The organism is Pseudorhodoferax sp. LjRoot39, assembly GCF_964253035.1.
In the GTDB taxonomy this organism is placed as follows: domain Bacteria; phylum Pseudomonadota; class Gammaproteobacteria; order Burkholderiales; family Burkholderiaceae_C; genus Pseudorhodoferax.
The window spans coordinates 921,642-944,429 of the sequence record NZ_CAXUQL020000001.1 but is presented as its reverse complement, the minus strand read 5'-3'; the positions used below and the strand labels follow the sequence as shown (position 1 = coordinate 944,429).

The following is a 22,788-nucleotide window of genomic DNA, read 5'->3' as shown; positions in this document are numbered from 1 at the left end:
CCCTTCAGCCTCGCACCAGCCGGTATCGCTTGCCCAGCGCATTCACGTATAGCGCTTCTCCAGCGCATCCCACTCCGCCTTGCCCACCAGCCGCTGCCGTTCCGCAAACGGCGTGACCAGGCCGCTGGACTCCTGCACCTCCTTCTCGTCGCGCAGCACGGTCAGCGCCTTCTGCATGCCCGCCACGGCGCCCTGCAGTGCGGCGTTGGCATACAGCACGATGCCGTAGCCCAGTTCGCCGAGCTGGTCGGCGTTGAAGATGGGCGTGCGCCCGCCGATCACCATGTTCATGAGCTGGGGCTTGGCCAGGCGCTGCGGCAGGGCGCGCACTTCTTCGGGCTGGGTGACGGCCTCGACGAACAGGATGTCGGCACCCGCCTCGGCGAAACGCTGGGCGCGCTCGACGGCGGCCTCGAAGCCGTGCGTGGCGGCGGCATCGGTGCGGGCCATGACGAGGAAGTCGGGGTCGTGGCGTGCATCGACCGCGGCCTTGATCTTGCTCACGGCCTCCTCGGTGGAGATCACCTCCTTGCCCGAGAAATGGCCGCAGCGCTTGGGCGCGACCTGGTCCTCCAGCTGGATGCAGTCGGCCCCCGCGCGCTCCAGCACGCGCACGGTGTGGCGCACGTTGAGCGCATTGCCGAAGCCGGTGTCGGCATCGACCAGCAGCGGCACCTCCACGGCGTCGCGGATGCGCGCGGTGTGCTCGGCGATCTCGGACAGGCCCATGAAGCCCTGGTCGGGCATGCCGAACCACATGTTGGTGACGCCGGCGCCGGTCACGTAGATGGCCTGGTAGCCCAGGTCGGCGATGACCCTGGCGGACAGGGCGTTGAAGGCGCCCGGCACGATGAGGCCCTTGCGGGCTTCGACCAGGGACTTGAGCTGTTTGCGGGTGGACATGGGAAAGACCTTCTACGGAATCAGAAACTGTCGGCGGGCACGCGGATGTGGCCCTCCATCAGCACACGGGCGCTGCGGCTCATCAAGGCCTTGGTCACGCGCCACTGGCCGTCGACCAGGCGGGCCTCGGCGCCCACGCGCAGCGTGCCCGAGGGATGGCCGAAGCGGACGGCCTGGCGCTCGCCCCCTCCGGCGGCGAGGTTCACCAGCGTGCCCGGCACGGCAGCGGCGGTGCCGATGGCCACGGCCGCCGTGCCCATCATGGCGTGGTGCAGCTGGCCCATGGACAGCGCGCGCACCAGCAGGTCCACATCGGCCGCACGCACGGGCTTGCCGCTCGAGGCCGTGTAGTCGCGCGGCCGCGCGACGAAGGCGAGCTTGGGCGTGTGCTGGCGTTTGCTCGCCTCGTCCACCGACTGGATCAGCCCCATCTTGATGGCACCCCAGGCGCGGATGGTCTCGAAGCGGGCCAGCGCCTGCTTGTCGCCGTTGATGGCACCCTGCAGCTCGGTGCCGGTGTAGCCGACGTCCTCGGCGTTGAGGAAGATGGTCGGGATGCCGGCATTGATCAGCGTGGCCTTGAACGTCCCCACACCGGGCACCTCCAGATCGTCGACCAGCCTGCCGGTGGGGAACATCGCCCCCCCGTCCTCGCCCTCATCGGCCGGGTCCATGAACTCCAGCTGCACCTCGGCCGCCGGGAAGGTCACGCCATCGAGCTCGAAGTCGCCGGTCTCCTGCACCTCGCCGTTGGTGATCGGCACATGCGCCACGATGGTCTTGCCGATGTTGGCCTGCCAGATGCGCACCGTGCACAGGCCATTGCGGGGCACGCGCGTGGCGTCGACGAGGCCATTGGCAATGGCGAAGGGGCCGACGGCCGCAGACAGGTTGCCGCAGTTGCCCGACCAGTCCACGAACGCGCTGTCGATGGCCACCTGGCCGAACAGGTAGTCCACGTCGTGGCCCGGGCGAGCCGAGCGCGACAGGATGACCGTCTTGGACGTGGACGAGGTGGCCGCGCCCATGCCGTCGATCTGCTTGCCATACGGGTCGGGGCTGCCGATCACGCGCAGCAGCAGCGCATCGCGTGCGGGCCCTGGCTGCTGGCAGCGCTCGGGCAGGTCCTGCAGACGGAAGAACACGCCCTTGCTCGTGCCACCACGCAGGTAGGTGGCGGGGATCCGGATCTGTGGTGCAAACGGCATGGTGTTGTCTTCTCCTGTTCAGGCGATCGCGGCATGTTCCGCCAGAAAATCCTGCGCGAAGCGCTGCAGCACGCCACCCGCTTCGTAGACGGAGGCTTCCTCCGCCGTGTCCAGGCGGCAGAGGACGGGCATCTCGTCGATGGAACCGTTCCTGCGGTGGATGCGCAGGGTCAGCATGGCGCGCGGTGTGCGCTCGCCGGCCACGTCGTAGGTTTCCGTGCCGTCCAGGCCCAGCGTCAGCCGTGTCGTGCCGGGCTGGAACTCCAGCGGCAGCACGCCCATGCCGATCAGGTTGGTGCGGTGGATGCGCTCGAAGCCCTCGGCCACCACCGTCTCCACGCCCGCCAGGCGCACGCCCTTGGCGGCCCAGTCGCGGCTGGAGCCCTGGCCGTAGTCGGCACCGGCGATGATGATCAACGGCTGGCGGCGGTGCAGGTAGGTCTCGATGGCCTCCCACATGCGCACGACCCGGCCCTCGGGCTCGATGCGGGCCAGCGACCCCTTCTTCTGCACGCCGCCCACGACCGCCATCTCGTTGACCAGCTGCGGGTTCGCGAAGGTGGCGCGCATGGCGGTCAGGTGGTCGCCGCGGTGCGTGGCGTAGGAGTTGAAGTCTTCTTCGGGCAGGCCCATCTTCGCGAGGTACTCGCCGGCCGCCGAATCCAGCAGGATGGCGTTGGAGGGCGACAGGTGGTCGGTCGTGATGTTGTCCGGCAGCAGGGCCAGGGGGCGCATGCCGCGCAGCGTGCGCGGGTTCGCGGCCAGTGCGCCCACGCCCTCGGTGTCCCAGTAGGGCGGGCGGCGGATGTAGGTGGACTGGGGGCGCCAGTCGTACTGCGGCGCCACGCGCTCGCCATCGTCGACACGCAGCCTGAACATGGGTTCGTACACCGCGCGGTACTGCGCGGGTCGGACGGCCGCCTGGACCACGGCATCGATCTCCTCGTCGCTCGGCCAGATGTCCTTCAAGCGGATCTCCTGGCCATCCACCACCGTGAGCACGTCGTTCTCGATGTCGAAGCGCACCGTGCCCGCCAGCGCATAGGCCACCACCAGCGGCGGCGAGGCCAGGAAGGCCTGCCTGGCATAGGGGTGGATGCGGCCGTCGAAGTTGCGGTTGCCCGACAGCACGGCCGTGGTGTAGAGGTCGCGGTCGATGATCTCCTGCTGGATCTTCGGGTCCAGCGCGCCACTCATGCCGTTGCAGGTGGTGCAAGCGAAGGCCACGATGCCGAAGCCCAGCTTTTCCAGATCGGCCAGCAGCCCTGCTTCCTGCAGGTACAGCTCCACGGCCTTGGAACCCGGCGCGAGCGAGGTCTTGACCCAGGGCTTGCGCACCAGGCCGAGCCTGTTGGCGTTGCGCGCGAGCAGCGCGGCGGCGATCACATTGCGCGGGTTGCTGGTGTTGGTGCAGCTCGTGATGGCGGCGATGATCACGGCGCCGTCGGGCATCCGCCCCTCGGCCTCCTCGGTGCGGGCCATCGCCAGCTGGGTGGCGCCGGCGATGCCACGCTCGACCAGTGCCGAGGTGGGCAGGCGCCGGTGCGGATTGGACGGCCCCGCCATGTTGCGCACGACCGTGGACAGGTCGAACTTCAGCACCCGCCCGTAGAACGCCGTCTCCAGCGTGTCGGCCCACAAGCCCGCCGTCTTCGCGTAGTTCTCGACCAGCTGTACCTGGGCATCGTCGCGGCCGGTCAGGCGCAGGTATTCCGTGGTCTGCGCATCGATGTAGAACAGCGCGGCCGTGGCGCCGTACTCCGGACACATGTTGGAGATCGTCGCGCGGTCGCCGATCGTGAGGTGGCGCGCGCCTTCGCCGAAGAACTCCAGGTAGGCGCCGACCACCTTCTGCTGGCGCAGGAACTCGGTCAGCGCGAGCACGATGTCGGTGGCCGTGATGCCGCTCTGGCGGCGGCCCGTCAGCTCCACGCCCACGATGTCGGGCAGGCGCATCCATGAGGCGCGGCCCAGCATCACGTTCTCGGCCTCCAGGCCGCCCACGCCGACCGCGATCACGCCCAGCGCGTCCACGTGCGGCGTGTGGCTGTCGGTGCCCACGCAGGTGTCGGGGAAGGCCACGCCGTCCTGCACGGCGACCACGGGCGACATCTTCTCCAGGTTGATCTGGTGCATGATGCCGTTCCCCGCGGGGATCACGTCCACGTTGGCGAAGGCCTTCTTGGTCCACTCGATGAAGTGGAAGCGGTCTTCGTTGCGGCGGTCCTCGATGGCGCGGTTCTTGGCGAAGGCATCGGGGTCGAAACCGCCGCACTCCACGGCCAGCGAGTGGTCCACGATCAGCTGCACGGGCACCACCGGATTCACGGCGGCCGGGTCGCCACCTTCCTTGGCGATGGCGTCGCGCAGGCCGGCCAGGTCGACCAACGCCGTCTGGCCCAGGATGTCGTGGCAGACCACGCGCACGGGGTACCAGGGAAAGTCCAGGTCGGTGCGGCGCTCGATGAGCTGCGTCAGGTAGTCGTCGATGCGGGCCGGTTCGGCGCGGCGCACGATGTTCTCGGCGTGCACGCGCGCGGTGTAGGGCAGGCGCTGCCAGGCGCCTGGCTTGAGCGCGTCGACAGCGGCGCGCGCATCGATGTAGTCCAGCGCCGTGCCCGGCAGCTTTTTTCTGTGGTTCGAGTTCATGGGGCGACAGGAAAAAAGGGGCGGGCCAGCAGCCCGCCCCGAACGGCCGCTGCCGATGGCAAGGGCCGAGGGTGAACGCGTGGAACGCGCGGCCGTGTCAGCGGCGCTCTCCGATGGGCACGAACTTCAGGTCCTCGGGGCCCGTGTAGTTGGCACTGGGCCGGATGATCTTGTTGTCCACGCGCTGCTCGACCACGTGGGCGGCCCAGCCGCTGGTGCGCGCGATGACGAACAGCGGCGTGAACATGGCGGTCGGCACGCCCATCATGTGGTAGCTCACGGCGCTGAACCAGTCCAGGTTGGGGAACATCTTCTTCACTTCCCACATCACCGACTCCAGGCGCTCGGCGATGTCGTACATCTTGGTCGAGCCGGCCTCGTCCGAGAGCCTCTTGGCCACGCCCTTGATGACCACGTTGCGCGGATCGCTCACGGTGTAGACCGGGTGGCCGAAGCCGATCACGACCTCCTTGCGCTCCACGCGCGCACGGATGTCGGCCTCGGCCTGGTCGGCGTTGTCGTAGCGCTTCTGGATCTCGAAGGCCACCTCGTTGGCGCCGCCGTGCTTGGGGCCGCGCAGCGCGCCGATGGCGCCGGCGATGGCCGAGTACATGTCGCTGCCCGTGCCGGCGATCACGCGGGCCGTGAAGGTGGAGGCGTTGAACTCGTGCTCCGCGTAGAGGTTCAGCGAGGTGTGCATGGCACGGACCCAGCCTTCGGACGGCTTTTCGCCATGCAGCAGGTGCAGGAAATGGCCGCCGATGGAGTCGTCGTCGGTCTCCACCTCGATGCGCTTGCCCTGGGTGCTCCAGTGGTACCAGTACAGCAGCATGGAGCCCAGCGAGGCCATGAGCCGGTCGGCAATGTCACGCGCGCCGGGCAGGCCGTGGTCGTCCTTCTCGGGCAGGATGCAGCCCAGCGCGGAGACGCCGGTGCGCATCACGTCCATCGGGTGCGCGCTGGCGGGCAGTTTCTCCAGGGATTCCTTCACGCTGGCCGGCAACCCGCGCATGGCCTTGAGCCGGGCCTTGTAGGCCTTGAGTTCGGCGCGCGTGGGCAGCTTGCCGTGCACCAGCAGGTGGGCGATCTCCTCGAACTCGCAGACCTCGGCGATGTCCAGGATGTCGTAGCCGCGGTAGTGCAGGTCGTTGCCGGTGCGGCCCACCGTGCACAGCGCGGTATTGCCCGCGGTCACGCCCGACAGCGCGACGGATTTCTTGGGCTTGAAACCCGTGGCGGGCGCTTCGGTGGTCGTGGACGTCATTGGATGGTTTCCTTGTGGAGGTAGGACGAATCGATGGCAACGGGACGGCCGGCGGTGTCCACCGCGACCATTTCGAACATGCCCTTGATGACCTCTTCGGGCGGCATGCCTGGTGCGTCGGCCAGGCCGCTGACGCAGACCGTCATGGAGCTGCGGCCGACGCGGGTGACCCAGGCACGCAGGCTCAGTTGCTGGCCGACCGGCACGGGCGCGAGAAAGTCCACGCCCGTCACGCCGGCCATGACCACCTCGCGCTGCGCCAGGCTGCGCGCAGACAGGAAGGCGACCTTGGCCAGCAGCGCCAGCCCCTGGCCCGCGAACAGCGTGCCACGGTGGTTGGCGTGCACCGGCAGGACCAGTTCGCGCAGTTCGACAGTGCCGGGAGGAGTTGTCATGATTCGCAATTTACGCAGAATGCGTGGCTGGCACCAGGACTGAAAGTGCGAAATCTTGCGAATGGAAACCCGTGAAATTGCGAATTCTGCGAATGATCTGGCGAGGTGCGCGCATGGTTGAGGCGACCGGCCTTGCGCGATGGGCGAACGCGCACGGACGGTCGGGCGGCTTGCCCCAGGGCGCGCCATGAAGAAGACCTACATGGGCGTGCGCCTGCGCAAGATGCGCATGGAGCGTGGCATGTCGCAGATCGCCACGGCGCAGGCGCTGGGCCTGTCGCCCAGCTACCTCAACCAGCTGGAGCAGAACCAGCGGCCGCTGACGGTGTCGGTGCTGCTGAAGATCAGCAGCGTTCTGGGTGTCGACATCCAGCAGTTCTCCGAGGACGAGGAGGCGCGTTTGGTGGCGGGCATGCGCGAAGCCCTGGCCGATGCGCCGGAGCCCGTGTCCCTGGAGGAGATCAAGGAAGTGGCCTCGCAGATGCCGGCCATGGGCCGCGCCATGATGGCCCTGTACCGACGCACGCTGGCGGCGGCGGAACAGATCGAGAACATGTCGGCGACCGTGGGGGACGACCGGGCCGGCGGCGCGCCGGTGGCGGCGATGCCCTTCGAGCGCGTGCGCGACTTCTTCTTCGCGCACCAGAACTACTTCGACGCGGTCGACCGGGCGGCCGAAGTCCTGGCCACGCAGGCCAGCAGCAGCGGCAGCCCGCTGACCGACTGGTTGACGCAACGCCTGCGCCAACAGCACGGCGTGCGCGTGCTCGCGACCGACGACGTCGCGCACGGCAAGCGCGACTTCGACGCCGGTGGCCGCACGCTGCGCCTGTCCGCCGCGCTCGATGCCGGCCAGCAGGCCTTCCAGCTCGGCACGCAGCTGGCATTGCTGGAGATCGGCGGTCTCATCGACGCGCTGACCGGCGTGGCGCCGTTCACCGAGGATGTCGCATCGCGCCAGCTGGCGCGGGTCGGCCTGGCGAACTACTTCGCCGGCGCGTTGCTGCTGCCCTACGGCAGCTTCCTTCAAGCGGCCGAGGCGCTGCGCTACGACATCGAACTGCTTGGCCAGCGCTTCGGCGTGGGCTTCGAGACCGCATGCCACCGGCTCAGCACGCTGCAACGTCCTGGCACGCCGGGCATTCCATTCTTCTTCGTGCGGGTGGACCGGGCCGGCAACATCTCCAAGCGGCAATCGGCCACGCACTTCCACTTCAGCCGCACGGGGGGCACCTGTCCGCTGTGGACCGTCTACGAGGCCTTCGGCCAGCCCGGCCGCATCCTGCCGCAGATCGCACGCATGCCGGATGGCCGCAGCTACCTGTGGATCGCGCGTGCCGTGTCACGCGGCGAGCGCGGCTACGGTGCGCCACGCAAGACCTTCTCGATCGGTCTGGGTTGCGACATCCGCCATGCGCCGCGGATGGTCTACACCAAGGGTCTGGACCTGGCCGACCCGGAGGCCGCCACGCCGATCGGCATGGGGTGCAAGGTGTGCGAGCGCGCGCAGTGTCCGCAACGCGCGTTCCCGTTCATCGGGCGGCCGTTGGATGTGGACGTGAACCAGAGTCGCTTCAGTCCCTATGCAGCGGCCGACACCTGAATCTGCGTCTGCATGCGCGCGTGCCGTCGTCTCCAACATGCAGGCTGGAACGTGGTGCGAGGGCCGTTGGATGGCTCGCTTGGTGGCCAAGGCGTGCGATGCATGCCTCAGGGTCGCCTGACATCGGCAACGGTTCCGCGCAGGATCAGCGCGCACCGCTGGTGCCGCATGACCCCCTGGCCGCGGGCTCCTGCAGACGTGCCTTGAACGCGCCCGCACTGAACGCCAGCGGATCGACATTCGGACCGCGCGCGCAGAAAAGGCATGTGTGACCGCTGCCCGCGGGGAAAGTATGCAAAGAGGCCCGCTCCAAGGCCAATGCGGATCGGCTGCCCACCTGTGCGTTTGATGGATGCCCTGCGCAGCGCTCGCGCGCACGGTTCTCTGAGCTGGTGGCGTATTGGCCCCCACTGCGGCGGCAAGCGTTCCCACGGGTTAACCCCCGATCCTTCCGCGCGGCGGAAGCTTCGCGCCAGCCATGTGATTGATGGCCCGCCAGCGCCTGCCTATGGTCGGCCTTCGTCCGGACGCCGCACGCATCCCTGCGGCCGCGCCGCGGGCGCCACAAACGAGGAGACAACGCGTGAGACCATTCATCGCACTGGCGGCCGTGCCGCTCTTGTTGCTGGGTTGCGCCAGCGGTGGCGACGGCCACAAAGACCGGCGTGCTGGCCAGGTGGACCGCTTCGAAGTCCTGTCCCGCACCGACGCCTACAACGGCGCCACGCCGGCCGGCGCCGCCGGGCCCTACACCGTCATCTCCGGCATCGTGCACGGCAAGCTCGATCCGGCCCACCCCGACAACGCCGGCATCGTCGACCTGGACAAGGCCCCGCGCGCAGCGGACGGCCAGGTGCACTACACCACCGACGTGGTCATCCTGCGGCCCAGGAACGCCGCCGATGGCCGCCGCGTGCTGTTCTACGACGTGGTCAACCGCGGCCGCAAGCTGGGGCAGAACCTGTTCGTCGGCGGCGGCGCGGCGCTGGCCACCGGCGCAGCGCCGGGCGCGGACTTTCCGTCGCTGCTGCGCCAGGGCTACACGGTGGTCTGGAGCGGCTGGCAAGGCGACCTGGCGCAGTCGGGCAACGGCGCGGCGGCCGACCTGGGCACCGCGTTCCCGATGGCGCGCAACGCCGACGGCAGCGCCATCACCGGCCTGGCGCGCGAGGAGTACGTGCCCGACTTCGCCGGTGTGCCCAACCTGCCGCTGAACTACCTGCCCGCCTCGCTGACGGACCGCTCCGAGGTGGTGTTCACGGCGCGGCAGACCTACTACAACGCAACCGGGCAGCAGACCTACGCCTCGCCCTCCGCGCCCGTGACCGACTGGGAGTACGTGACCAACGCCAACGGCTCGGTGTCGGTGCGCTTCACGGCGCCGGCCAGCGTGCCCGACGCGCAGGGCGGCAGCCAGGCGCCGGACGCGGGCACCATCTACAACTTCACCTACCGCGCCAAGGACCCCAAGGTGCTGGGTGTGGGCTTCGCGGCGGTGCGCGACCTCGTGAGCTTTCTCAAGCACGACGCGGCCGATGCGCAGGGCAACGCCAACCCGGTGGCCGACCTCAAGGCCGCGGTGTGCGTGGCCGGCAGCAACTGCCCGGCCAATCCGGCCACCAACTTCGACATCGCGCTGGGCGAGGGACTGTCGCAGTCGGGCCGCTTCCTGCGCGACTTCCTGTACCAGGGCTTCAACAAGGACAGCGCGGGCAAGCCGGTGTTCGACGGCATGATGGCGCTGATCCCTGCCGCCCGGCGCACCTGGATCAACGAGCGCTTCGCGCAGCCCGGGCGCTGGTCCAAGCAGCACGAGGACCACTTCATGGTGGGCGACCAGTTCCCGTTCGCCTACAACGTGAGCACCGACCCCGTCAGCGGCGCCACCGACGGGCTGCTGCGCCGCTGCCTGCAGACCAGCACCTGCCCCAAGATCATGCAGGTGGACGGCAGCTACGAGTGGTGGGGCGGCCGGGCCTCGCTGGTGGTGACCGACGGCGCCGGGCGCGACCTCGCGCTGCCCGACAACGTGCGCTACTACCTGGTGCTGGGCACGGGCCACGGCGGCGGCGCGGGCGTGAGCACGGGTGTGTTCACGCAGCCGGCCGCAGGCGCCACCTGCCGCTTCGCGAACAGCCCGGTCAGCATGGCCCAGGTGGAGCGTGCGCTGGTGCCCGCGCTGGAGGCCTGGGTGGTGCGCAACACCGCGCCGCCGCCGTCCAGCCATCCCACCATCGCAGCCGGCACGGCCGTGCTGCCCACCGCAGCCGCCATGGGCTGGCCCGACCTGTCCGCCATCAGCGTGCCCAACGGCGCGGCGGTCACGCCGCTGGCCCTGGGCGTGCCGCTGGCCCGCCACAGCCAGGTGTTCGTGACCGACTACCGCGCACCCGCGCCCGCGGTCGATCTGTCCAGGGGCTACACCGTGCTGGTGCCGCGCGTCGATGCCAACGGCAACGAGCTGGGCGGGCTGCGCATGCCCGAGGTGGCGGTGCCGCTGGCCACCTACACCGGCTGGAACGTGCGCGGCCAGGGCCATGCCGAAGGCGAGAGCTGCGCCTCCGCGGGCAGCGCGCTGCCGCTGGCGGTGGATGCGGCCACGCGCGCCGCGGGTGACCGGCGCGCCGCGCTGTCCGCGCTGTACAGCGGCCGGGCCGACTACCTGGCCAAGTTTGGCGCCGCGGCCGATGGGCTGGTCGCGGGCGGCTACTACGGCGCCATCGACGCGGCCAACGCCAAGGCCGCCGCGGCCGGCGTCTCGGCCACGCTGCTGCCGGCCCCCTGAGTGGCAGCGCCCTGACCGTTCCTCCACGCGTAACGGTCGGGGCCGCCGCGTGATTGATGGGCCGCGGGCTGCCGCGTATCGTTCCCCCAGCTTGGCAAGAAGACGTCCATGAAACCCAACGACTGGAACACCCGCGCACAGCAGCGCAGCGCCCGCCTGGCGCGCGCCGCGCAGGCGCTCGGCCCGCAGCTGCGCGGCAAGGTGGTGGCGGCTGACGCCATCGGCAGCCTGCTGCACGCCGTGCTCGAACCCGGCGACCGCGTCTGCCTGGAGGGCAACAACCAGAAGCAGGCCGACTTCCTCGCCAAGGCGCTGGTGCAGCTGGACCCGGCGCGCGTGCACGGCCTGCACATGGTGCAGTCGGTGCTGGCACTGCCCGAGCACCTGGACCTGTTCGAGAACGGCATCGCCGCCAGGCTGGACTTCAGCTTCTCCGGCCCGCAGGGCGCGCGGCTGGCACGCATGGCCTCGGGCGGGCGCATCGCCATCGGCGCCATCCACACCTACCTGGAGCTGTTCGCGCGCTACTTCGTCGACCTCACGCCGCAGGTGGCGCTGGTGGCGGCCCATGCGGCCGATGCCGAGGGCAACCTCTACACCGGCCCCAACACCGAAGACACGCCGGCCATCGCCGAGGCCACGGCGTTCTCGGGCGGCATCCTGATCGCGCAGGTCAACGAACTCGTGAACGGGCGCACGACCAAGTTGCCGCGCGTCGACATCCCGGCGGACTGGGTCGGCTTCGTGGTGCAGGCACCCACGCCCAACTTCATCGAGCCGCTGTTCACGCGCGATCCGGCGCAGATCAGCGAGATCCAGGTGCTGATGGCCATGATGGCGATCAAGGGCATCTATGCCGAGTACGGCGTGCAGCGGCTGAACCACGGCATCGGCTTCGACACCGCGGCCATCGAGCTGCTGCTGCCCACCTACGGCGAGCAGCTGGGGCTGAAGGGCAAGATCTGCCAGCACTGGGCGCTGAACCCGCACCCGGCGCTGATCCCGGCGATCGAGGCGGGTTGGGTGCAGTCGGTGCATTCCTTCGGCTCCGAGCTGGGCATGGAGGACTACATCCGCGCGCGCTCCGACGTGTTCTTCACCGGCCCCGACGGCAGCCTGCGCAGCAACCGCGCGTTCTGCCAGGCCGCCGGCCACTATGCCTGCGACCTGTTCATCGGCTCCACGCTGCAGATGGACCTGGACGGCAACAGCTCCACCGCCACGCTGGGCCGCATCGCGGGCTTCGGCGGCGCGCCGAACATGGGGGCCGATGCGCGTGGCCGCCGCCACGCGAGCGCGGCCTGGCTGAAGGCCGGTGCCGAGGCGCGCGCGGGCCGCCATGGCGCGGCCGGCACGCCGCGCGGGCAGAAGCTCGTGGTGCAGATGGTGGAGACCTTCCGCGAGCACATGCAGCCGGCCTTCGTCGAGCGGCTGGACGCCTGGACGCTGCAGGAGCAGGCCAGCATGGCCCTGCCGCCCATCATGGTCTATGGCGACGACGTGACGCATGTGCTGACCGAGGAGGGCATCGCCAACCTGCTGCTGTGCCGCAGCGACGAGGAACGCGCGCATGCCATCCGCGGCGTGGCCGGTTACACGGCCGTGGGCCTGGCCAGAGACAAGCGCATGGTGGAGAACCTGCGCGACCGCAAGATCATCCAGCGGCCAGCCGACCTGGGCATCGACCCGCGCGATGCGACGCGCAAGCTGCTGGCCGCGCGCAGCATGCGCGACCTGGTGCGCGCATCGGGCGGGCTGTACCAGCCGCCCAAGCGGTTCCGGAACTGGTGAGAGGCAGACCATGAGCGACATCCCCGCAGGGCTCGAAACCCTGGACTTTTCCTACGTCGGCGGCCGGCCCGCTGGTGCCTTTGCTCCGGTTCTGGTGGGCGTGGTCGGCTCCGGCAACCTGGAGGTGCTGCTGGAAGCGACGGCCGACGCGCACTGTGCCGTGCGCGTCGAGACCTCGGCGCGCGGCTTCGCGCCGATCTGGCAGGCCGTGGTGGACGATTTCCACGCGCGGCACGGCCTGGGCGGCCTGCGCGTGTCGATCAACGACATGGGAGCCACGCCGGCCGTTGTGAGCCTGCGGCTGGACCAGGCCGTGGCCGCCTTGCCCAAGGAGCTTGCATGACCAGCTATGCCGAATGCACGGCGCGCGAGCGCCTGGACCTGCTGCTGGACGCCGGCAGCTTCCACGAGTGGCTGCCGCCGGCCGAGCGCCTGACCAGCCCGCATCTGGCGCAGCTGGGCGTGCCCTCGGCTTTCGACGATGGCGTGGCCATCGGCCGCGCGCTGCTGGACGGACGCACCGTGTTCGTCGCCGCGCAGGAGGGCGCGTTCATGGGCGGCGGCGTCGGCGAGGTGCACGGCGCCAAGCTCGTGGGCCTGCTGCGGCGCACGCTGCGCGACCGGCCCGCCGCGGTGCTGCTGCTGGCCGAATCGGGCGGCGTGCGCCTGCACGAGGCCAACGCCGGCCTGATCGCGGTGTCCGAAGTCATGCGCGCCGTGCTCGACGTGCGTGCCGCAGGCATCCCGGTCATCGTGCTGGTCGGCGGCGCCAACGGCTGCTTCGGCGGCATGGGCGTCGTGGCGCGCTGTGCCGACCACATCGTCATGAGCGACGTGGGGCGGCTGGCGATGTCGGGGCCCGAGGTCATCGAGGCCTCGCACGGCGTGGACGAGTACGATGCGCGCGACCGCGCGCTGGTCTGGCGCACGAGCGGCGGCAAGCACCGCTGGCTGACCGGCGACTGCGATGCGCTGGTGGAGGACGACGCAGCGGCCTTCCGTGCCGCCGCCATCGCGGCGCTGGGCGCCGCACGTCCCGTCTGCTTGCAGGCACTGGAAGACGAGCATGCGCTGCTGGCCGAGCGCCTGGCCGCCGTGCCCGAAGCGCAATGGAACGATGGCGTGCACGACGATGCCACGCGGCTGTGGGAACGCCTGGGCGTGGCCGACGCGCAGCGCGTGCCCGCACTCGATGTGGCGGCGCTGCTGGCGCTGCGGCCCCACGGCGGCGCCTGAACGCGGCACAGCCCACCCGATTTCAACAACGAAGGAGACACGAGCATGCACAGCCTTTTTCCTCGCCGCAGCCTGCTGCGCGCCGGCGCCGCCGGCATCGCCCTGACCAGCCTGGGCCTGCGCGCCCAGTCCGGCTGGCCCACCAAGCCTGTCACGCTGGTCGTGCCGTTCCCGGCCGGCGGCGGCACGGATGCGTTCGCGCGCCCGCTGTCGGCCCAGTTCGCCAAGCAGACCGGCAAGCAGCTCATCGTGGACAACCGCGGCGGTGCCGGCGGCACGCTGGGGGCAACCATCGCCGCACGCGCGCAGCCCGACGGCTATACGCTGTTCATGGGCGCCATCCACCACGCGATCGCACCCTCGGTCTACCCCAAGCTGGACTACGACCTGCAGCGCGACTTCGTGCCCATGGCGCTCCTGGCCGAGGTGCCGCAGGTGCTGGTGGTCAACCCCAAGCGCGTGACGGCGCCGGACTTCAAGAGCTTCCTCGCCGAGCTCAAGAAGAGCCCCGGCAAGCTCAACTACGCCTCGGCAGGCGGCGGCACTTCGCACCACCTGGCGGGCGAGCTGTTCAAGCTGCAGACCGGCACCTTCATCACCCACATCCCCTACCGCGGCGCGGGGCCGGCGCTGCAGGACCTGATCTCGGGCAACGTGGACATGATGTTCGACGGCCTGGGTTCCTCGGCCGCGCACATCAAGGGCGGCCGCATCAAGGCGCTGATGGTGGCCGGTGCCCAGCGCAACCCTTCGCTGCCCGACGTGCCCTGCGCGGCCGAGCTCGGCCTGCCCGACTACAAGGTGACCACCTGGTATGGCCTGTGGGCGCCCAAGGGCACACCGGCCGAGGCCCAGGCGCGCATGGTGGAGGAGGTCAAAAAGGCCGGTGCGTCCGACGAGATCCGCGCCGTGTGGGCCAGCAACGGCGCGCAGTTCGGCAGCTTGAGCCCGGCCCAGTTCGGCGACTACGTGCAGGCCGAGATCACGCGCTGGGCCGGCGTGGTCAAGGCCGCCAACATCAAGCTCGACTGACATTTCTTTCTGGAACCCTGCCATGCCGCTCGCCTGGAACCTGCTCGCCACCCAACTGTTCGGCCCCGGCCACGGCATCCAGGCCGAGGGCGACTTCCTGCACGGCACGGCGCAGCTCGACGGCGCGCCCATCGCGGTGGTCGGCACCACGGGGCACGCGCCCATCGGCGTGGCGCTCGCGCTGGCCCAGGCCCGCGTGGTGCTGGACACCATCGCCCAGCACCCGGGCCGGCCCATCGTGCTGCTGATCGACACCCAGGGCCAGCAGCTGCGCCGGCGCGACGAGCTGCTGGGCATCAACCGCGCGATGGCGCACCTGGGCATGGCGATCGACCTGGCGCGGCGCAGCGGCCACCGCGTGCTGGGGCTGGTGTACGACCAGGCGCTGTCGGGCGGCTTCATCACCTCGGGGTTGATCGCCGATGCCTGCTATGCGCTGCCAGAGGCCGAGATCCGCGTGATGCGCATCCCGGCCATGGCGCGCGTGACCAAGCTGCCCGAGGCCATGCTGACCGCGCTGTCCAAGGACAACCCGGTGTTCGCGCCCGGCGTGGACAACTACGTGGCCATGGGCGGCGTGCGCGCGCTGTGGCGGGGCGACCTGCAGGCCGCGCTGCGCGAGGCGCTGGCAGACACGCCCGTGGAGGATGTGCGTGCGCAGGACGGCGCGGCGCGTGGCGGCCGCAAGCTCGCGGCCGCGGTCGCGCACAGGGTGCTGGACGCAGCATGAGGGCTTTGCACCGGCACCAGCTTGTGGGGCTGACCGACGCCGGTTGGCAGCGCGTGCTGGCAGGTAGCAGGGACGCGCAGGCGCAGGATTGCCTGGCGCACTGGGCGCAGCGGCGGCTGCCGCTGGTGGTCACGCGGCAGCGGCCGCAGGCCGGGCGCGCCGTCTGCCTCGGGCTGCCCGCGCCGGGCCGCTGGGAGCGCCGGCGCATCGCGCTGGCCGTGCCGGCGGTGCACCTCGCGCAGCACCAAGCCTTTCCGCCGGCCAGCGCCCTGGCGCCGCTGCTCTGCGCCGCACAGCGCCGGCCCTGGCGCGCACTGTGCGGCGGCCTGGCGGCCTGCGGCGTCGCGGCGCGCGTCTACGGCAGCCACGGCTGGCAGCTGCTGACCGGGCTGGACCACCTGCGTCCGGGCTCGGACATCGACCTGTGCATCGCTGTCGAGGGTCCCGCGCAGGCCGATGCCGTGGCCGTGCTGCTGCAGTCCTGGTCGGACGGGCTGCGGCTGGACGGCGAACTGGTGTTCGCGGGCGACCGCGCCGTGGCCTGGCGCGAATGGCTGGCCTGGCGCGCCGGCCGCACGGCCAGCCTGCTGGTCAAGCAGCTCGACGGCGTGGCCCTGGCCGATGCGCCGTTCTGGCAGGCCGCGGAGGCGACGTGACGGCATCTGCGCACCGGCCTGCGGCGCAGCCCAGCGCCACGCCGCAGGCCATCGGCCGCGCCGCCACGCTGGCGCTGTACGACGAGCTCGCGCTGAGCCCCAAGCCAGGCCTCGTGACCCTGGTGGACAACGGCAGCCATGCCGACATGGACGCCGCCACCTTCGTGCGCAGCCTGTTCGCGCTGCGCGGCTACTTCCCACGCGTCGCAGCGCTGGGCCAGGCCGGTGTCGGCTTCGCGGCGCTGGAGCAGTGCGGCATCGCGGCCGAGGCGCGCATGCTGGCCGCGACGGGCGGCATCAACACCCACCGCGGCGCGGTGTTCCAGCTCGGTCTGCTGTGCGCGGCTGCCGGCGCGGTGGCACAGGCCGGCGCACCGTTGCGGCCCGTGGCCGTGCGTGCGGCGCTGGTGGCGCACTGGGGCGCGGCGCTGGCCTTGCGCGCCCAGCGCGCGCCCATGCTGCCCGGCGGACGCGTGGCGCGGCGTCTGGGTCTGCGCGGCGCGGCGCACGAGGCGGCGGCGGGTTTTCCGGTGCTGTTCGACACCGCGCTGCCGGCGCTCGCCGTGGCGCAGGCGCGTGGCCTGGCACCGCCGCTGGCCCGGCTCGACGCGCTGTTCCATGTGATCGCCGTGCTCGACGACAGCAACCTCGCGCTGCGCGGCGGCCTGGAAGGCCTGCGCCATGCCCAGGCCGCGGCGCGCGGCTTCCTGGCCGCAGGCGGCGCCGCGCAGCCCGATGCGCTGGCGCGGGCCGCCGCCATCGGCCGCGACTTCGTGGCCCGCCGCTTGTCGCCCGGCGGCGCGGCCGACACACTGGCCGCCGCCTGCTGGCTGCAACGCCTGGGCAGCCTCTGAATGGCCTGGGGCCTCGTGTTCTCGGGCCAGGGCGGCCAGCACCCCGGCATGCTGCCCTGGCTGGGCGAGGACGCGCTCACGCGCAGCGTCGACGCGCGGCTGGGCGTGGCCGACTGGCGCGCCAGCCTGAGCGATGCCGACTGGGGCGCGCGCAACGCCCATGCGCAATGCCTCCTGACCGGGCTGGCGCTGGCGGCCTGGTCGCAGCTCGCGCCGCTGCTGCCGCCGCCCGCGGCCATCGCCGGCTACAGCGTGGGCGAGCTGGCGGCCTTCAGCGCGGCCGGCGTGTTCGACGCCTCCACGGCGCTGGACCTGGCGCAGGCGCGGGCCGCCGCGATGGACCGCTGCGCAGCCCAAACACCGGGCGGACTGCTGGGCCTGAGCCAATGCGCGCCGTACGTGCTGGCGCGGCTGCTGGCCGACAGCGGCCTGGCCATCGCGATCCAAAACGGCATCGATAGCGTGGTGCTGGGCGGCCCGCCCGCCGCGCTCGGGCGGGCAGAGGCCGCCGCCGTGGCCGCGGGCGCGCATGCCACGCTGTTGCGCGTGGCGGTGGCCTCGCACACGCCCGCCATGCAGGCCGCTGCAGCCGACTTTGCCGAGCAACTGGCCAGCCTGCCGCTGGCGCGCCCGCGCACGCCGCTGTTCAGCAACGCGGCCGACCGCATCGCCAGCGCCGAGCAGGCCCGCCATGCGCTGGCCGCGCAAATCGCCACCACGGTGCGCTGGGACGAATGCATGGACAACCTGCAGGCGCGCGGCGTCGACCGCGTGTTGGAGATCGGCGCTGGCCAGGCGCTGGCCCGCCTGTGGAACCAGCGCCATCCCAGCGTGCCGGCGCGCGCGGCCGACGAGTTCCGCAGCGCGCAGGCCATCGCCGCATGGCTGGCGCGGACGTAGCGGGCAGCCCCTGACGCCACGCCGGCCTTGTGGTGCAATGCCCTCTTTGCGCCCTGGAGTGCCCCGCCATGAACGCCCGTGTCCCTGCCAACGTGCTCGATGCCAATGCCGCGCTGACCCATGCCACGCGCGCCTGGGACGATGACATCGTCCGCCAGCTGACCGACTACATCGCGATTCCGGCCAAGTCGCCGTCCTTCGACCCGGATTGGGTGGCGCATGGCCACCTGGAGACGGTGATGCGCAACGCCGCGGCCTGGGTCGAGGCCCAGAAGGTGCCGGGCCTGCAGCTGGAGATCGTGCGACTGGAAGGCCGCACGCCGGTGCTGTTCTTCGAGATCCCGGCCAGCGGAACGACCGCCACGCAGACCGTGCTGATGTACGGCCACCTGGACAAGCAGCCCGAGTTCAACGGCTGGCGCACCGGCCTCGGCCCCTGGACGCCCAAGTACGAGGACGGCAAGCTCTACGGCCGCGGCGGCGCCGACGACGGCTATGCGGTCTACGCCAGCATCGCGGCCGTGCAGGCGCTCAAGGCGCAGAACGCGCCGCACCCGCGCATCGTGGGCCTGATCGAGACCTGCGAAGAGAGCGGCTCCTACGACCTGCTGCCCTACGTGGACGCGCTGCGCCCGCGCCTGGGCGACGTGGCGCTGGTGGTCTGCCTGGATTCGGGCGCCGGCAACTACGACCAGCTCTGGCTCACCACCAGCCTGCGCGGCCTGGCCGGCGGCGTGCTGAAGGTGGAGGTGCTGACCGAGGGCGTGCACTCGGGCGACGCCTCGGGCCTGGTGCCGTCGAGCTTTCGCGTCATGCGCCAGGTGCTGGACCGGCTGGAGGACAGCGCCACCGGCCGCCTGCTGCCCGCCAGCTTCCACTGCGAAGTGCCGGCCGACCGGCTGGCCCAGGCCCAGGCCACGGCCGCCATCCTGGGCGAGGAGATCTACAAGCGCTTTCCCTGGGCGCACTACGACTGCGGCGGCGCCGTGCAGACCGCGCTGCCCACCACCACCGATCCGGTGCAGGCGCTGCTGAACCGCACATGGCTGCCCACGCTGTCGGTGACGGGCGCCGATGGCTTCCCGGAGATGCGCGACGCCGGCAACGTGCTGCGGCCCTACACCGCGTTCAAGCTCTCGCTGCGGCTGCCGCCGCTGGTCGACGCCGCGCAGGCCGTGCAGGAGCTCAAGACCCTGCTGGAAGACAACGCGCCCTACCAGGCCCGCGTGACCTTCCAGGGCGGTGGCGGCGCCACCGGCTGGAACGCACCGGCCACGGCGCCGTGGTTCGAGAACGCGCTGAACGCGGCCTCGCAGGCGCAGTTCGGCGCGCCCTGCGGCTACATCGGCCAGGGCGGCACGATTCCGCTCATGAACATGCTGTCGGCCGGCTTCCCCCAGGCGCAGATGATGGTCTGCGGCGTGCTGGGCCCCAAGAGCAACGCCCATGGGCCCAACGAATTCCTGCACGTGCCCTATGCCAAGCGGCTCACGGCCGCGGTGGCGCAGGTGATCGCGGCCTTCCCGGCCGCCTGAGCCGGCGAAAAAAAACCGCCCGGCGCTGGCGCGCGGGCGGTCGTGGATCGGCAGGCCAGGTCAGCGGCGCTGGCCGAATGCTTCGAGCATTCCGAACAAGCCTTCGTTGCCGCCGGCTGCGCCCGGTTCCGGCAGCTGGCCCTGCGGCGTCATCTGGTCCACCAGGCCGGGCAGGATCTGCGACAGCTGGCTGGCCAGGTCGCCGCCGCCCATGCCCAGCTGCGAGCCCAGCTCCGAGAGCCGGTCCTGGCCGAACACCTGGCCGAGCTGATCCGCCGACACGGGGCGGTTCTGGCCGGTGCCGATCCACGAGCCCAGCACGTCGCCGAGGCCGGCCTGCTGGAACTGTTCCACCAGGCCACCCAGCGGCCCGCCACCGGCCTGTGCGGCGCGGCCCTGGCCGCCTGCCAGCAAAGACATGAGTACCTGCAGCAGCTGCGGGTTGCTGGCCAGGGCGCCGAGGATGCCGCCGAGGCCACCTTCGGCCTGTCCGGCAGGCGCCTGGGGGGAAGACTGGCCGCCGTTCAGAACGGAACCGAGCACGGATTCGAGAAGGCCCATGGTTGCCTCACTGGTATAGAACTAGGGGTGGGCATTGTGCGGCGCCCGTTTGCATACATGTGCAACTATTTCACGGAAGCCAAGCGGCAGCCACTCTCCCGCCCAGGGCGCTGGGCGCATGGCTTGGCTCTTGCTTGCGGTCCGCCCACCGGCCACGGGGTCTTGCCCCACCAGGCGCTGGCGACTTCACCCATGGAGGCGGCATGCAGGCTTCGGAGGACATCAGTGCCCACATGCACCGCGTGCAGCTGGCCGAGCGCGAACTGCGCGAGCTGGGCACCATCTGGCGCATGATCGAGGCCGCCGCCGCCATCAGTTGCCCGGCCGAGGTGGCGCCCATCCTGCCCACGCTGATCGCCACGCGCGAGCGCTTCGAGGAGTTGCAGGGCCGGCTGATCCGCCAGATCGTTGAGGAGAACCGGGCCTCGCTGGGCGACGAGCTGCAGGCCCAGGCGCAGTGCACCATCGACATCCTGGTGCGCAACCTGTTCGAGCGCACCGCCGACGTGGGCTTCCTGGCCACCGACGACGTGGTGCGCGACTTCTGCGCGCTGGCGCCCGATGCGCGGGCCGCGGCCCAGGCTGCCATGGTGGCGCGGCTGGCGGAGTACCAGGCCAAGTACACGGTGTACGACGACATCGTGCTGCTGGCGCCCACGGGCGAGGTGCTGGCGCGGCTGGACACCAGCGCCACGCTGCACAGCACTGCCGAGCCACTGCTGGCCCAGGCCCTGGCCGCGCCGGCCCATGTCGAGCGCTACGGCGTCAGCGACCTGCAGCCCAGCGGCCAGGCCGCGCTGCTGTACGCGCACCGCATCCTGGGCCGGCACGGCGCGCTGCTGGGCGTTCTGGTGCTGCGCTTTCGCTTCGGCGACGAGATGCAGCAGATCTTCGCCAGCATGGTCGACAACCGCCAGGAAGTGGCCATCGTGCTGCTGGACGACGAGCGCCGCGTGCTGGCCACCAACGACGAGGCCCACGTGCCGACCGGTGCGCGCCTGGTGCCGGTGGCGCCGGACGGCGTGCGGCTGACCACCTTCGCCGGCCGCGAGTACCTGGCCGTGTGTTCCGTGAGCCGCGGCTACCAGGGCTATATGGGCCCGGCCTGGCGGGCGCAGGCCATGGTCTCGCTGCTGACCGCGTTCCGCCACACCGGCGGCGCCGACCCCGGCACGCCGCTGCAGGCCGTGGTGCCCGAGAACGCACCGGCGCTGATGGCGATCCGCCAGGACGCCGACGCGATCAACCGCGCGCTGCGCCGCGTGGTCTGGAACGGCCAGCTCATGGCCGGGCACCTGGAAGGCGACGCGCTGCGGCTGAAAGCCGTGCTCACGCAGATCAACCAGGCCAGCCTGCGCACGCGCCGGCGCGTGGACATGGCGCTGGACGAGCTGGCGCAGACCTCGCTGTGGCGCGCGCGCCGGCAGTCGCGCGAGCTGGCGCGGCTGGCCGCCGACATCCTGGACCGCAACCTCTACGAGCGCGCCAACGACTGCCGCTGGTGGGCGCTGTCGCCGGCCCTGCAGCAGGGGCTGGCGGCCGCGGCCGGTCCGGCCAGCTGGGACGCGCTGAGCGCCGTGCTGGACCACGTGAACGGGCTCTACACGGTCTACAGCCGGCTCGTGGTGTTCGACCCGGCCGGCCGTATCCGCGGCGCCTCGCGCGCGGCCGAGCGGCCTGACCTGGCCGGTCTGGAGGTGCCGGCCGGCTGGGTTGCGGCGGTCCAGGCGCTGCGCGGCAGCCAGCAGTACGCGGCCAGCGATTTCGCCGACACCAGCCTGCACGAGGACGGCCCCACCTACACCTACCTGGCCGCGGTGCGCGCGCCCGGCCAGGGCGCGTTGCTGGGCGGCATCGCCATCGTGTTCCACGCCGCGCGCGAGTTCCAGGCCATCCTGCGCGACGTGCTGGGCGAGCGCAGCGGCTTTGCCGCCTTCGTCGACGCGCAGGGCCGCGTGCTGGCGCGCAGCGGCGGCACCGACCCGCTGGGCACCGTGGCGGCGCTGGACGGCGACGGCCTGGTCGAGATCGGCGGCGTGGCCCATGCCTGTGCCAGCCTGCATGCCGGCGGCTACCGCGAGTTCAAGCGCAGCGACGGCTACCGCAACGGCATGCGCGCGTTGGTCGGCCTGCCGCTGGGCAAGCCCGAGGCCCGCCGTGTGAGCCTGGGCGACCAGGACCTGGTGCTGGCGCCCGTGCCGGGCGCCGCCGTGCGCATGCTGGCCGTGTTCCAGGTCGGCCAGGGGCGCTACGCGCTGCCGGTGCGCGCGCTGCTCGAAGCGGTGTCGGGCGAGGGCCTGGTCAGCACGCCCGAGCGCCGCGGCGCGGCACTGGGCCTGCTGCAGGTGCGCGTGAACGGCGAAGCGCCGCTGGTGCCCGTGCTCTGCGCGCGCCGCCTGTTCGGCATGGCCCAGTCGGCGCGCGCCGGCGACGGCGTGGTGCTGGTGCTGCGCGATCCGGCGCGGCCCTCGCGGCCGGTGCTGGGCCTGCGCGTGGACGACGTGCTGACCATGCTGGACGTGGCGGACGCGCAGGTCCACGCCGTGCCCGAGAGCTTCCTGCAGCTCTCGCCGCGCGTGGACGGCCTGCTCGACGTGCAGGTGAACGACCGGCACGGCAGCGCCAAGGTGCTGCTGCAGTCGCTGGACCCGCAGGAACTGCTGGCCCGCACCGGCGGCAACTGAGC

The 22,788-nt window shown here is 71.4% G+C and carries 18 protein-coding genes; 12 read left to right on the top strand and 6 right to left on the bottom strand.

The genetic code is table 11. The features are described from left to right. Positions 1 to 42: 42 nt before the first annotated feature. The 5 genes from ACSQ4M_RS04455 to ACSQ4M_RS04435 all read right to left on the bottom strand — a co-directional run bounded on the left by ACSQ4M_RS04455 (position 43) and on the right by ACSQ4M_RS04435 (position 6,419). Positions 43 to 903, bottom strand: coding sequence for an isocitrate lyase/PEP mutase family protein (locus ACSQ4M_RS04455; protein WP_436188397.1), 861 nt, complete (start codon positions 901 to 903; stop codon positions 43 to 45). 20 nt (positions 904 to 923) lie between these two features. Further along, positions 924 to 2,111 carry a 2-methylaconitate cis-trans isomerase PrpF gene (gene prpF / locus ACSQ4M_RS04450; RefSeq protein WP_436188396.1) on the bottom strand — a complete coding sequence of 396 codons (1,188 nt, stop codon included), beginning with the start codon at positions 2,109 to 2,111 and terminating at the stop codon, positions 924 to 926. Positions 2,112 to 2,129: 18 nt separating this feature from the next. After that, complete coding sequence (acnD, locus tag ACSQ4M_RS04445) at positions 2,130 to 4,760, bottom strand: Fe/S-dependent 2-methylisocitrate dehydratase AcnD (RefSeq protein ID WP_436188395.1); 2,631 nt, start codon at positions 4,758 to 4,760, stop codon at positions 2,130 to 2,132. A 97-nt stretch (positions 4,761 to 4,857) separates the two neighbouring features. Further along, the gene (gene prpC, locus ACSQ4M_RS04440; RefSeq protein ID WP_436188394.1) at positions 4,858 to 6,024 is read right to left on the bottom strand and encodes a bifunctional 2-methylcitrate synthase/citrate synthase; all 1,167 of its coding nucleotides are present in this window, start codon (positions 6,022 to 6,024) and stop codon (positions 4,858 to 4,860) included. Next, positions 6,021 to 6,419 (bottom strand): acyl-CoA thioesterase, encoded by a 399-nt coding sequence (locus ACSQ4M_RS04435; protein ID WP_436188393.1) that lies wholly within the window; start codon positions 6,417 to 6,419, stop codon positions 6,021 to 6,023. Before ACSQ4M_RS04435 ends, prpC begins: the two co-directional genes overlap by 4 nt. Before the next feature lie 187 nt (positions 6,420 to 6,606). On the opposite strand from ACSQ4M_RS04435, the gene ACSQ4M_RS04430 reads away from it, so the two are divergent. From ACSQ4M_RS04430 to ACSQ4M_RS04380, 11 genes are all read left to right on the top strand, one after another. Then, complete coding sequence (locus tag ACSQ4M_RS04430; protein ID WP_436188392.1) at positions 6,607 to 8,022, top strand: short-chain fatty acyl-CoA regulator family protein; 1,416 nt, start codon at positions 6,607 to 6,609, stop codon at positions 8,020 to 8,022. A 583-nt stretch (positions 8,023 to 8,605) separates the two neighbouring features. Beyond that, complete coding sequence (locus ACSQ4M_RS04425; RefSeq protein WP_436188391.1) at positions 8,606 to 10,807, top strand: alpha/beta hydrolase domain-containing protein; 2,202 nt, start codon at positions 8,606 to 8,608, stop codon at positions 10,805 to 10,807. Between the two features lie 108 nt (positions 10,808 to 10,915). Beyond that, the gene (gene mdcA / locus ACSQ4M_RS04420) at positions 10,916 to 12,598 is read left to right on the top strand and encodes a malonate decarboxylase subunit alpha (RefSeq protein ID WP_436188390.1); all 1,683 of its coding nucleotides are present in this window, start codon (positions 10,916 to 10,918) and stop codon (positions 12,596 to 12,598) included. A gap of 10 nt (positions 12,599 to 12,608) precedes the next feature. Beyond that, positions 12,609 to 12,941 (top strand): malonate decarboxylase acyl carrier protein, encoded by a 333-nt coding sequence (mdcC, locus tag ACSQ4M_RS04415; RefSeq protein WP_436188389.1) that lies wholly within the window; start codon positions 12,609 to 12,611, stop codon positions 12,939 to 12,941. Continuing rightward, positions 12,938 to 13,834: a biotin-independent malonate decarboxylase subunit beta gene (locus ACSQ4M_RS04410; protein ID WP_436188388.1), complete on the top strand. Its 897-nt coding sequence runs from the start codon at positions 12,938 to 12,940 to the stop codon at positions 13,832 to 13,834. Before mdcC ends, ACSQ4M_RS04410 begins: the two co-directional genes overlap by 4 nt. 45 nt (positions 13,835 to 13,879) lie before the next feature. Continuing rightward, positions 13,880 to 14,866, top strand: coding sequence for a Bug family tripartite tricarboxylate transporter substrate binding protein (locus ACSQ4M_RS04405; RefSeq protein WP_436188387.1), 987 nt, complete (start codon positions 13,880 to 13,882; stop codon positions 14,864 to 14,866). A gap of 22 nt (positions 14,867 to 14,888) precedes the next feature. Beyond that, positions 14,889 to 15,596: a biotin-independent malonate decarboxylase subunit gamma gene (locus tag ACSQ4M_RS04400; RefSeq protein ID WP_436188386.1), complete on the top strand. Its 708-nt coding sequence runs from the start codon at positions 14,889 to 14,891 to the stop codon at positions 15,594 to 15,596. Next, entirely contained in the window at positions 15,593 to 16,252 is a 660-nt protein-coding gene (gene mdcG / locus ACSQ4M_RS04395) for a malonate decarboxylase holo-[acyl-carrier-protein] synthase (RefSeq protein ID WP_436188385.1), read from the top strand. Before ACSQ4M_RS04400 ends, mdcG begins: the two co-directional genes overlap by 4 nt. Further along, the gene (locus ACSQ4M_RS04390) at positions 16,249 to 17,106 is read left to right on the top strand and encodes a triphosphoribosyl-dephospho-CoA synthase (RefSeq protein WP_436188384.1); all 858 of its coding nucleotides are present in this window, start codon (positions 16,249 to 16,251) and stop codon (positions 17,104 to 17,106) included. Before mdcG ends, ACSQ4M_RS04390 begins: the two co-directional genes overlap by 4 nt. Beyond that, positions 17,107 to 18,006 (top strand): ACP S-malonyltransferase, encoded by a 900-nt coding sequence (locus tag ACSQ4M_RS04385; RefSeq protein ID WP_436188383.1) that lies wholly within the window; start codon positions 17,107 to 17,109, stop codon positions 18,004 to 18,006. It begins immediately after the preceding gene. 68 nt (positions 18,007 to 18,074) lie between these two features. Next, positions 18,075 to 19,541 (top strand): M20 family metallopeptidase, encoded by a 1,467-nt coding sequence (locus tag ACSQ4M_RS04380; RefSeq protein WP_436188382.1) that lies wholly within the window; start codon positions 18,075 to 18,077, stop codon positions 19,539 to 19,541. 60 nt (positions 19,542 to 19,601) lie between these two features. Here the strand turns inward: ACSQ4M_RS04380 and ACSQ4M_RS04375 are convergent, their stop codons facing one another. After that, on the bottom strand, positions 19,602 to 20,102 hold the full coding sequence (locus tag ACSQ4M_RS04375; protein WP_436188381.1) for a YidB family protein: 501 nt from the start codon (positions 20,100 to 20,102) through the stop codon (positions 19,602 to 19,604). A gap of 203 nt (positions 20,103 to 20,305) precedes the next feature. On the opposite strand from ACSQ4M_RS04375, the gene ACSQ4M_RS04370 reads away from it, so the two are divergent. After that, a complete protein-coding gene (locus ACSQ4M_RS04370) occupies positions 20,306 to 22,786 on the top strand; it encodes a chemotaxis protein CheW (RefSeq protein WP_436188380.1) in 2,481 nt (826 codons plus the stop codon). The last annotated feature ends 2 nt before the right edge of the window (positions 22,787 to 22,788 follow it).

Coding starts and splice junctions, on each gene's coding strand:
- acnD (WP_436188395.1), bottom strand. CDS start 4,760: ATGAACTCGAACCACAGAAAAAAGCTGCCGGGCACGGCGCTGGACTAC.
- mdcG (WP_436188385.1), top strand. CDS start 15,593: ATGAGGGCTTTGCACCGGCACCAGCTTGTGGGGCTGACCGACGCCGGT.
- ACSQ4M_RS04435 (WP_436188393.1), bottom strand. CDS start 6,419: ATGACAACTCCTCCCGGCACTGTCGAACTGCGCGAACTGGTCCTGCCG.
- prpC (WP_436188394.1), bottom strand. CDS start 6,024: ATGACGTCCACGACCACCGAAGCGCCCGCCACGGGTTTCAAGCCCAAG.
- ACSQ4M_RS04375 (WP_436188381.1), bottom strand. CDS start 20,102: ATGGGCCTTCTCGAATCCGTGCTCGGTTCCGTTCTGAACGGCGGCCAG.
- mdcC (WP_436188389.1), top strand. CDS start 12,609: ATGAGCGACATCCCCGCAGGGCTCGAAACCCTGGACTTTTCCTACGTC.
- ACSQ4M_RS04455 (WP_436188397.1), bottom strand. CDS start 903: ATGTCCACCCGCAAACAGCTCAAGTCCCTGGTCGAAGCCCGCAAGGGC.
- ACSQ4M_RS04400 (WP_436188386.1), top strand. CDS start 14,889: ATGCCGCTCGCCTGGAACCTGCTCGCCACCCAACTGTTCGGCCCCGGC.
- ACSQ4M_RS04370 (WP_436188380.1), top strand. CDS start 20,306: ATGCAGGCTTCGGAGGACATCAGTGCCCACATGCACCGCGTGCAGCTG.
- ACSQ4M_RS04380 (WP_436188382.1), top strand. CDS start 18,075: ATGAACGCCCGTGTCCCTGCCAACGTGCTCGATGCCAATGCCGCGCTG.
- prpF (WP_436188396.1), bottom strand. CDS start 2,111: ATGCCGTTTGCACCACAGATCCGGATCCCCGCCACCTACCTGCGTGGT.
- ACSQ4M_RS04385 (WP_436188383.1), top strand. CDS start 17,107: ATGGCCTGGGGCCTCGTGTTCTCGGGCCAGGGCGGCCAGCACCCCGGC.
- ACSQ4M_RS04405 (WP_436188387.1), top strand. CDS start 13,880: ATGCACAGCCTTTTTCCTCGCCGCAGCCTGCTGCGCGCCGGCGCCGCC.
- ACSQ4M_RS04430 (WP_436188392.1), top strand. CDS start 6,607: ATGAAGAAGACCTACATGGGCGTGCGCCTGCGCAAGATGCGCATGGAG.
- mdcA (WP_436188390.1), top strand. CDS start 10,916: ATGAAACCCAACGACTGGAACACCCGCGCACAGCAGCGCAGCGCCCGC.
- ACSQ4M_RS04410 (WP_436188388.1), top strand. CDS start 12,938: ATGACCAGCTATGCCGAATGCACGGCGCGCGAGCGCCTGGACCTGCTG.